Origin of the sequence: Mesorhizobium sp. M4A.F.Ca.ET.022.05.2.1, from assembly GCF_003998845.1 — a bacterium.
GTDB lineage: Bacteria > Pseudomonadota > Alphaproteobacteria > Rhizobiales > Rhizobiaceae > Mesorhizobium.
This window is the reverse complement of sequence record NZ_RZOJ01000797.1, coordinates 1-707: the sequence shown is the minus strand read 5'-3', so window position 1 is coordinate 707 and position 707 is coordinate 1. Positions and strand designations below refer to the sequence as shown.

Here is a 707-nt window from a genome sequence, read left to right as displayed (position 1 = left end):
GGTAGAGCCGAGATGGCGAATGCGATGATCGAGCAGAGCGGCATGCGCGTGCGGTCCGACCGCAATCGCGGTCGTTCCGCCGGCATCAATCCGTCCGGCCGCTTCGAGCCGGTCAGCCGGCATCTGTTCGACGATGGCTGGAATTCGCTGGAGGACCTGCCGCCGTTCAAGACCGAGGTGCAAGTCGAGAGGCCGCGCACTATTATCACGCGCAACGAGTCGCCCGACATCTCCTTCGACCGCTCGATCAACCCCTATCGCGGCTGCGAGCACGGCTGCGTCTACTGCTTCGCCAGGCCGACGCATGCGTTCATGGGCCTGTCGCCGGGGCTCGATTTCGAATCCAAGCTGTTTGCCAAGCCGGATGCGGCGCGCATGCTCGACAAGGAGCTGTCTAAGCCCGGCTACCAGCCGCGCACCATCGCCATCGGCACCAACACCGATCCGTACCAGCCGATCGAGAAACAATACCGGATCATGCGCGAGATCCTCGAAGTGCTGGAAGCGCGCGGCCACCCGGTCGGCATCGTCACCAAATCGGCGCTGGTGACGCGCGACATCGACATCCTGTCGCGCATGGCGGAGCGCGGGCTCGCCAAGGTGGCGCTGTCGGTGACGACGCTCGACCGCATGCTGGCGCGAACGATGGAGCCGCGCGCGTCGACGCCGACCAAGCGGCTGGAAGCGATGAGGCAGCTGTCCGACGC

General features: G+C 65.6%; 1 protein-coding gene. It reads left to right on the top strand.

What is annotated here, in order from left to right:
- Positions 1 to 707 (top strand): PA0069 family radical SAM protein (locus EN745_RS35480; protein WP_127423354.1); only part of this gene is annotated, 707 nt, incomplete at both ends.